The sequence below is a fragment of the Bradyrhizobium sp. Arg237L genome (assembly GCF_029990105.1).
Classification (GTDB): Bacteria; Pseudomonadota; Alphaproteobacteria; order Rhizobiales; family Xanthobacteraceae; genus Bradyrhizobium.
In genome coordinates this window covers 61,510-69,715 of record NZ_JAQMIL010000050.1, presented here as the reverse complement: position 1 = coordinate 69,715, position 8,206 = coordinate 61,510, and the positions used below count along the sequence as shown (strand labels likewise).

Genomic DNA, 8,206 nt, shown 5'->3' with positions numbered 1-8,206 from the left:
TCAGTCGCACGCATCGCGTCCACCGCATCTCACCGCAACGTTCGTGACGATCGCGAGCCGCCCCTCATTCGGATGAGACGCGCGAAGTTAAATCACTGATTTGCCCGACGGAGGAAGCGGAATGTTTTTTGCGCGAGGGGTAGACAGGCTTTGGCTGATTTGCCCGTCGGGTTGTTATGTCGCACCCACTGCATCCACACCGTCATTGCGAGCGCAGCGAAGCAATCCATAGCGCCGCAAGTGGAGACGTGGATTGCTTCGCTCCGCTCGCAATGACGGCGTGAGCAGTCGGCCGATCTCCCGATCGATCACAAACAAATCATCGCAGGCCTTCTGGATAGCGTCACAGTGCTGCGTTAGTCCGAGACCGCCTGATACTCCAATCTGCAGGATTGCCCGATGATCCGTTTTGCCACCCTGTTCGGTCTCGCATTGACCATCGCCGTGAGCCTGAGTTCACCAACCTCCGCTGCCGACGACGGGCCGGCCTATGGACCGGAGCTGCAGGGCTTCGAATACCCCTTCCCGGTGGAGCGCTATCGATTCTCTTCGCAGGGCCAGGAGCTGGAGATGGCCTATCTCGATGTGAAGCCGTCGAATCCGAACGGCCGCACCGTCGTGCTGCTGCACGGAAAGAATTTCTGCGCCGCAACCTGGGAAGGCTCGATCAAGGCGCTGACGGCGGCCGGCTATCGGGTGATCGCGCCCGACCAGATCGGATTCTGCAAATCCAGCAAGCCTGAGCGCTATCAATTCACATTCCAGCAGCTCGCCGGCAACACCCGCGCGCTGCTGGCGTCACTCGGCATCGAGCGTTCGGTGATGATGGGCCATTCGACCGGCGGCATGCTGGCGATGCGCTATGCGCTGATGTATCCGGCGGCCGTCGATCAGCTCGTGCTGGTCGATCCGATCGGGCTGGAGGACTGGGCGGCCAAGGGCGTGCCGTGGCTCAGCCTCGACGGCTGGAACGAGCGCGAGAAGCGCGTGACCGCCGACACCATTCGCGCCTATGAGCGCGCGACCTATTATGCCAACACCTGGGACGCATCGTACGAACCCTGGGTGCAAATGCTGGCCGGCCTATATCGCGGCCCCGGGCGCGAGACCGTGGCATCGAGCTCGGCGCGGCTTTACGACATGATCGCGACCCAGCCGGTGTTCTACGAGTTCGAGCGCATTACCACGCCAGTGCTGCTCCTGATCGGCGACAAGGACACCACCGCCATCGGCAAGGACCTCGCGCCGCCGGACGTTCGCCCCAAGCTCGGCAACTACCCCGTGCTCGGCAAGGAGGCCGCCAAGCGTTTCCCGCACGCACAACTGATCGAATTCCCCGACCTCGGCCACGCCCCGCAAATCCAGGCCCCGGCCCGCTTCCACGACGCCGTGCTGGGATGGCTGCAGCATCCGGAAACCGGAGCGATGCTGACGAAATAGCGCAGGCGAAACCACAAGGCGTAACCCACCATCCTTGGCGCGGCGCCAAATCATGATCCGATTGGACGGAATCGGATCATGATCTGATCTATCCCGCAACAAGCACCCACAAAGACTCCTGCCGCTTGTGATCTCCTTCGCCTTTGGTCGGTTAGCTACGGGACGAGATAATGTTCGGCCCATATCGCACGAGGAACCTCTGCCCCCAATTTGTAGCTGAAAGTCTCGATGCCGAGCCCGTCCGACGTGACGCGACACGCGTAGGAAAGATGGTACCAATGTCCCCGACTTCGGATGGCCGCTCCAGACGCTTGGAGCGCATTTCCTTTCAGCGCGGGCTCGGCAAATGCATAAGCAACGACCTCGTCCGGCTTGAAAGCACTGTGCTCCCGTCCAATCAAACCCGCTGCCCGTCCATTGCAGCGCTGTTCGATACGTGTTTGCGGGTCCAAAGACAGCAACTGTTGCTGAATCGTTTTGGCTGTCGCCGGAGCGCATTCAAGCGTGGCGACCAGGGCAACACAAAGCGTAAGGCGGGTTGGGATGTTCATCTTTCTCAAGCAGTCGCGAGGTTGGTCGACGAGTACCGCTCACCTGACCCGGCTTGCAGCCGGTCGGGGCGGTCCAGCGCGGGCAAGCCCGCCATAAAGCGGCTCGTCCGGCATCGCGTCGCGTAGAACATGGCGCACGCTTACTAGCTTCTCGCTGTCGATGCCAGTGGGAAAGCCCCTGCTCTCAATAATCTCGGCGGCGGCGTTGCCGCGCGCCGCTTCGGGAGCGCAGCGAAGCAATCCATAGCGCCGCTTGTGAGGACATGCTCTAGCGAGCAGCGTCGGCACGCCTCGATAGCCCGTTGTTGGTCGACCCGACGATCTCGACCGTCGCCGTGCGGCCGGCGACGAGTTCGGCCTGGCCCGCTCCCTGGTCGAGAGCGATGCGCACGGGGACACGTTGCGCCAGACGAACCCAGTTGAAGGTCGGGTTGACGTTGGCAAGAAGGCTTGTCCCCTCGGCCCGGTCACGATCTTCTATGCCGGCAGCAATGCTTTCCACATGTCCGGTCAGGCGCCCCTTGTCGCCCATCAGGCGGATCCTGACAGCATCGCCGACATGGATGCGTGGCAGCTTCGTTTCCTCGAAATAACCCTCGACGCGGAGCGTGTCGGTATCCACCAGCGCCATCACCCCTTTGCCCGCCATCACATAGGTGCCGGGACGCAGATTCATGTTCGAGATCGTGCCGTTGACCGATGCGTGCACTTCGCTGCGGTCGAGATTGAGTTGGGCAAGGTCGCGATCGGCCACCGCCTGGTCGTAGCCGGCCTGGGCTTGCTGCTGCGTCGCCAGCACCTGCTCCTGCTTCTGCTGGGAGACGGCATCGGTGGTCAGCGTGCGATAGCGCTTCAAATCGCTATTTGCCTGATCGAGGGCAGCGCGACGGCTTGCGACGACGGCATCGGCCTGCTGCAAGGCGAGCGCGAAGCGGGCGCGGTCGATGCGAAAGAGGACGTCGCCGCGATGGACTTTCTGATTGTCCTGCACCAGGACGTCCGTGACCAAACCCGAAACGTCAGGCGTGACCTGGACGACATCGGCGCGCACCCGCCCGTCTCGCGTCCATGGTGCCTCCACGTAGTAGTCCCACAGATGGATCGCGACATTCACAGCCGCTGCGACAGCGATACCCGTCAGCGCAAGACGGCCAAGCACGAAGAAAAATCTCTTCACGACAGATACTCCGAAGACAAATAGACGACGCCTCCCAAAAGGCAGACGAACAGGGCCAGGTCGAACAACGCGGGATGCCAGACCAGCCGGTAAAGTCCGGTCTTGCGCAGGGTCTTGCGCAGCAGGGCGCTCAACGCATAGGCAATGATCAGCCACAGCAGAAGCGCGGGCGCGAGCACGCCATAGATATCGATCTCATATCTCATGCCGCTAGATTCCGTGGATGAGGTGATTGAGGCTGGTAGGCCAAGGCGTCCGGAAACAGCCCGCGCCGGATGCCGATCAGGCCGATCAGCGCATCATCTCTGGCACCGTCTTCGGGCTCGTTGAGCGCCTCGGCGAGCGCAACATCGATCAGCCTGAGCAGTTCAGGCGGCAGCGGGCCCGAGACGTGTTCGCGACACGCTAGCGCAAGCTGGTCCAGCATGTCGTCGATTGCACTGAGCGTCGCCGGCGTCAGCTTGTGACGGGCCCGGCGCAGATCGATGATGTTGAGGCCGACCCGGAGCTGGGTCAGACCGTCGACGTCGCGGCGATCGACCCCGGGAATCACGGCGAAGCGCTGGACCAACAGGCCGAGGCGATCCAGCATCAGCCCGGCGAAGCGTGCCCGGTCGTTCTTGCCGCGCCGCTCTGCCGTGAGTGCTAGCGTCGCCCAGCTGGTTTTCATCAGGCGCCGCGCGACCCACTCGGCTCCGACCGACCGCGCCAGCCTGGTAATGACCGCAGCCGCCGCCATTCCCAGCAGCAATGCGATGGCGGCATTTGTAAAGCTCGCAAAGTCTGCGTCGTAAGTCGACTGCAGCGCCAGCAAGGTGGCCGAATTGGCTGCCAGCGCCATGCCAATGAAGTTGGTCCGGGGCCGCGCTATCAGAACGCCGAACAGGATGAAGGACGGCGCCAGGGCCGCGATTAGCACCTCGACCGTGGAGATTGCCGGAATGATGGCGAACAAATAAATGGCGACGACCGCGACCGAGGCCAGTGACCACCATGCGAAGCTGCGAATACTGGGCGCGGGATCATCTTGCGCGGCGAAGAAGGAACAGCCTATGGCCGCCATCATCGGGGCCGATGCGCCGTCCACCCAGCCTGTCCCGATCCAGAAGGCACAGCAGACCAGAACCGCGAAAGCCGCGCCAGCCCCCGACCATAGTGCCAAGCCATGGTCGCGGTGTCGCGCCGGAGCAATGCTGGCCTCAGGAAGGAATGCCAGCCGAAGGCCGGAGACGTCCTTGCCAACGGCAATGGCGCGGTTGAGCGCCCGGCAATCATCCGAGACATCGACGAGCTCGCGCAGGCGTATCAGTAGGTTCGCCGCCGTGACCTGATCCCAGGACGAATGGGCATCGAGCTTCGGCCGCAGTGACATGATCGCGGCGCGCAGCACATCGGCCGGTTGCCGTTCGCCGGCGTCAGCCGCGAGCCAGCGCCCGAGATCATCAAGCAGCCGCGGCAATTGCGGCGAGCATTCGCCCAACCGGCCGCCAAGTGCTGCGATCCGATCGGTGATCGAGGACAGGAGCGGCAGCAGCATCAGCATGTGCAGGCGAAGCGCCTGCAATCCGCTGACGGCATTTGCGTCCGCGAAGCGGTCATAGGCCAGGTGACCAGCGAGCGCGTCGATTTCGACGGCGTCGGTCGCCAGCCGCAAGCGTTGCGCCCGATGGACCCGCTCGGCGCCACGGCCGGAGAGAACATCCTGGCTGAGCCGACTTGCGTCGGACAGCCAATTGTTGACGCGGGCAGCGACGGCGGGGGCGACGCTGCGCGGGAATACGATTGTCGACACCAGGGTCGCGCAGATGATGCCGAGCGTGATCTCCTCGACGCGCGCGAGCGCAGTGTCGAAGATGCTGCCGGGGTCCGAGACGGCGGGAAAGCCGATCAGCGCTACCGTGTATCCGGCAAGCATGAAGGCATAGCTGCGCGGGCTGCGCTCGAGCAGCGACAAATACAGACAAAGGCCGACCCAGAGTGCAACGACCAGGCAGAGCAATTCGGGGGCATTGACGAGATTGGGGACTAGGATGACGCTGACGATTGCGCCAACCACCGTTCCCAGCACACGGGAGAGCGCCTTGGAACTCGTTGCGCCCGCTAGCGGTTGGGAGGCGATATAGACGGTCGCCATCGCCCAATAGGGACGCGCCAAGTCGATCCAGAGCGCGACGACCAGCGCCAAAGCCGCCGCCAGGAAGGTCTTGAACGCAAAGACAAGGTTCGCATGGCGGACCAGGAAAGATTGGTCGGAACGCACGGCTCAGGCCGCCGCGGCTTCGCGCAACCGATTGGCTCGCCGTTCGATGCTCAGCAGCGCCTCGAAGGTCGCCACAAGCTCGTCGCTACCGATGTCCTTCAGGAGGTACGCGCGGACCTTGCGCAAGACCCGGTTGACCTCGTTGGCCTTGGCCTCGCCCATCGGGGTGAGATGCAAGGTCTTGGCGCGGCGGTCGGTGGAATCCTCATGGCGTTCCACCAGCCCTTCGGCCTGCAGCACATCGATCAGCCGGACCAGCGAAGGACCTTCGATGCCCATCTCCTCGGCGAGTTCACCTTGGCGGACGCTCTTGCCCCGGCGCGACAGCACCATCAGGGGAAGTGCGGTCGCCTCCGACAGACCGTGATCGGCAAGCGCCTGGTTGGCCTCGCGACGCCACAGCCGGGCAAGCCGTGCGATGAGCAAACCCATTTCGGCATGAATCGTTGTTTGGGAAAGAATCATGGACAATAGATAGGATACTAATGATTAGGTTGCAACCATATGGTCTGGAGACGTATTCGCGTTCACGAAAAAGCGAACCGGGAACAAGGCCCGGATCGTCGACGGGCTGACGGCAATATCGCGGCTCACCTTGTGGCGGCAGCAAGCGACGGCGGCGGAGCGCATCAAATCTCACTCGTTACAGGTCTGGCTCTAGGCCGGGAGGACGACGGGAAAGTTCGGATTCAAATTTCAAACAACAATTCCGCTGTCATCGTATGCCATCGGGGGTCGGCGCGCCGCGCTTCCTCAAGATGACAAATTGGGCCAAGAACGCTGCCTTATCGGTGATCCATACGCCGCGACGATCGCCTGTTGGAGGCAAAGACAGAAAGCATACCAACGCCAAAGTGGAGGCAAGGCGTTGCATCGCACCCCGGTCACTGACGAAGAATTGCAGCCGGCGGATGGAAGGAATATGTTGGCCTTATAATGACGCAGCCGCCCATCGTAAGGCGAGGCTCGGCAGGAAGACCTTACGGCGGATGGTTTGCCTACCCGCACCGGAGGTCACGTCATGTCCATCGCTCCCACACTGCAAAAATACCTGGCCGCTGAAAACATCCAATACGAGGAGATCCAGCACGAGCTGAGCATGTCGTCCACTCGGACGGCTGAAGTATCCCATATCTCGGGCGATCGTCTCGCCAAGGGCATCGTGTTGCGACGCGACGGCGAATATATTCTCGCCGTCGTGCCCGCTTCGCACCACCTCCGCCTGTCCGAGCTGCGGACGACGCTCGGTGATAATGTCGATATGGCGGATGAAACCGAAATCAATCAATTGTTCCGCGACTGCGCACACGGCGCCGTTCCCGCCGTTGGCAAGTGCTATGGGCTCGATATCATCGTCGACGACAGCATCGAGACACAGCCGGAAATCTATATGGAAGCCGGCGATCATGAGACCCTGCTTCATCTCACGCATGAGCAGTTTGCGCGCCTGACGGCGAACGCACCGCATGGCCGCTTTAGCGCGCATGACTAAAGGATTGGTCGCGCGCATCTGCCGCTAAAGCGCGATGAGATGAGGATGAATCATCATCGCGCTTTGGGTTATTGTTTGAGCATGATCTCCGCGCAAACGCTGCGCGTTTGTCGCGAGGGAAAACCGCTTCACACTTTTCCGGATCATGCTCTAGGCAAATGCGTTGCATCAAGTGCACCTGAAATCCAGTAACGGAGGTCCGCCATGAAAGTCAAAGAAGTGATGCACAAGGGCGTCGATTGGGTCAGCCCCGACACCCCCGTCACCGAACTCGCGAAATTGATGCGGGGGCACGACATCGGCTGCATTCCGATCGGAGAGGACGATCGGCTGGTCGGGATGGTGACCGACCGCGATATCGTCTGCAAAGGGCTTGCGAGCAACAACTTCGATGCTCGTCGCGCGACGGCGCGCGATGTCATGACCGAAGGCATCCATTGCTGCCGGGAGGACGATGACCTCGCAAAGGCGATGCATCACATGGAGAAGCTGCAGGTCCGCAGGCTGCCGGTGATCAACAAGAGCAAGCGGATGGTCGGCATCCTCAGTCTCGGCGATGTCAGCCATTCCACGTCTGGCGACAATCTCCTGTCGGAGTGCCTCAGGAGCGTTTCGGCCCATCACTGATGGCGCGACCGGCGTGACAACTCAAGCGTGATGACTTTTCTTCGAATCGTCATCCCGCTTTAGCTCTTTGTTTGAGCATGATCTTCCGACGCAAACGCTTCGCGTTTGTCGCGAGGGAAAAGGCTTGGCATTTGGCCAAGCCGCTCCATGACAACCCGATGCTATTTCTTTAGTGGCGCATAGAACGTTCCATCGACCTCGGCGATGTCATCCTGATCGAGCTTTCGAACCTCGAGAACAGTACGTGGCGGATAAGGGCCCTTACCCCAAAGATCTTCCTGCACCTTATTCACCACAGGACGTAAACGCACGACGTCAGATACATAGATGGTCAAGCGTACCGCATCTTTTAGTGACGCGCCCTCGGCAGCGGCGACCTGCTGCATATTGACGAACATCTGGCGGATACGCGCCTCCTCGCCATCAACAAGCTTGTTGGTGGCAGGATCGATACCGCGCATGCCGCCGACAAACACAAAATCGCCGGCGCGTGCACCTGCGCTCCACGATCCGGTCGGCTTCACACCTCCGTTGACGGACGGGATGATCTTCACTCCGTCTGCACAAGCCGGGCTCCCTATGAGAACACAAGCCAGAACAGTGGCGAGCAAGCGTGAATCAACAGTCATGTATAACCTCCAGGTAAACAAAGAACACTT

At 61.4% G+C, this 8,206-nt stretch carries 9 protein-coding genes; 3 read left to right on the top strand and 6 right to left on the bottom strand.

All coding sequences use genetic code 11. The annotated features are described in order from the left end of the window. The first annotated feature begins 399 nt into the window (after nucleotides 1-399). Nucleotides 400-1,440, top strand: coding sequence for an alpha/beta hydrolase (locus OZ411_RS27435; RefSeq protein ID WP_282530460.1), 1,041 nt, complete (start codon nucleotides 400-402; stop codon nucleotides 1,438-1,440). Nucleotides 1,441-1,595: 155 nt separating this feature from the next. Here OZ411_RS27435 and OZ411_RS27430 read toward each other — a convergent pair whose 3' ends face one another. The 5 genes from OZ411_RS27430 to OZ411_RS27410 all read right to left on the bottom strand — a co-directional run bounded on the left by OZ411_RS27430 (nucleotide 1,596) and on the right by OZ411_RS27410 (nucleotide 5,893). After that, entirely contained in the window at nucleotides 1,596-1,991 is a 396-nt protein-coding gene (locus OZ411_RS27430) for a DUF930 domain-containing protein (protein ID WP_282530459.1), read from the bottom strand. A gap of 268 nt (nucleotides 1,992-2,259) precedes the next feature. After that, nucleotides 2,260-3,168 carry an HlyD family secretion protein gene (locus OZ411_RS27425; RefSeq protein ID WP_130582148.1) on the bottom strand — a complete coding sequence of 303 codons (909 nt, stop codon included), beginning with the start codon at nucleotides 3,166-3,168 and terminating at the stop codon, nucleotides 2,260-2,262. Continuing rightward, complete coding sequence (locus OZ411_RS27420; RefSeq protein ID WP_130582149.1) at nucleotides 3,165-3,374, bottom strand: DUF1656 domain-containing protein; 210 nt, start codon at nucleotides 3,372-3,374, stop codon at nucleotides 3,165-3,167. Before OZ411_RS27420 ends, OZ411_RS27425 begins: the two co-directional genes overlap by 4 nt. Then, nucleotides 3,371-5,428, bottom strand: a complete 2,058-nt coding sequence (locus tag OZ411_RS27415; protein ID WP_282530458.1) for an FUSC family protein — start codon at nucleotides 5,426-5,428, stop codon at nucleotides 3,371-3,373. Before OZ411_RS27415 ends, OZ411_RS27420 begins: the two co-directional genes overlap by 4 nt. A gap of 3 nt (nucleotides 5,429-5,431) precedes the next feature. Continuing rightward, on the bottom strand, nucleotides 5,432-5,893 hold the full coding sequence (locus tag OZ411_RS27410; RefSeq protein ID WP_130582151.1) for a MarR family transcriptional regulator: 462 nt from the start codon (nucleotides 5,891-5,893) through the stop codon (nucleotides 5,432-5,434). A gap of 556 nt (nucleotides 5,894-6,449) precedes the next feature. On the opposite strand from OZ411_RS27410, the gene OZ411_RS27405 reads away from it, so the two are divergent. Beyond that, nucleotides 6,450-6,920 (top strand): YbaK/EbsC family protein, encoded by a 471-nt coding sequence (locus OZ411_RS27405; protein ID WP_130582152.1) that lies wholly within the window; start codon nucleotides 6,450-6,452, stop codon nucleotides 6,918-6,920. Between the two features lie 204 nt (nucleotides 6,921-7,124). Further along, the gene (locus tag OZ411_RS27400) at nucleotides 7,125-7,547 is read left to right on the top strand and encodes a CBS domain-containing protein (protein ID WP_282530457.1); all 423 of its coding nucleotides are present in this window, start codon (nucleotides 7,125-7,127) and stop codon (nucleotides 7,545-7,547) included. A gap of 161 nt (nucleotides 7,548-7,708) precedes the next feature. On the opposite strand, the gene OZ411_RS27395 is transcribed toward OZ411_RS27400, so the two are convergent. Further along, nucleotides 7,709-8,176 carry a RidA family protein gene (locus tag OZ411_RS27395; RefSeq protein ID WP_282530456.1) on the bottom strand — a complete coding sequence of 156 codons (468 nt, stop codon included), beginning with the start codon at nucleotides 8,174-8,176 and terminating at the stop codon, nucleotides 7,709-7,711. Nucleotides 8,177-8,206: the final 30 nt, after the last annotated feature.

Coding starts and splice junctions, on each gene's coding strand:
- OZ411_RS27435 (WP_282530460.1), top strand. CDS start 400: ATGATCCGTTTTGCCACCCTGTTCGGTCTCGCATTGACCATCGCCGTG.
- OZ411_RS27430 (WP_282530459.1), bottom strand. CDS start 1,991: ATGAACATCCCAACCCGCCTTACGCTTTGTGTTGCCCTGGTCGCCACG.
- OZ411_RS27420 (WP_130582149.1), bottom strand. CDS start 3,374: ATGAGATATGAGATCGATATCTATGGCGTGCTCGCGCCCGCGCTTCTG.
- OZ411_RS27410 (WP_130582151.1), bottom strand. CDS start 5,893: ATGATTCTTTCCCAAACAACGATTCATGCCGAAATGGGTTTGCTCATC.
- OZ411_RS27405 (WP_130582152.1), top strand. CDS start 6,450: ATGTCCATCGCTCCCACACTGCAAAAATACCTGGCCGCTGAAAACATC.
- OZ411_RS27400 (WP_282530457.1), top strand. CDS start 7,125: ATGAAAGTCAAAGAAGTGATGCACAAGGGCGTCGATTGGGTCAGCCCC.
- OZ411_RS27395 (WP_282530456.1), bottom strand. CDS start 8,176: ATGACTGTTGATTCACGCTTGCTCGCCACTGTTCTGGCTTGTGTTCTC.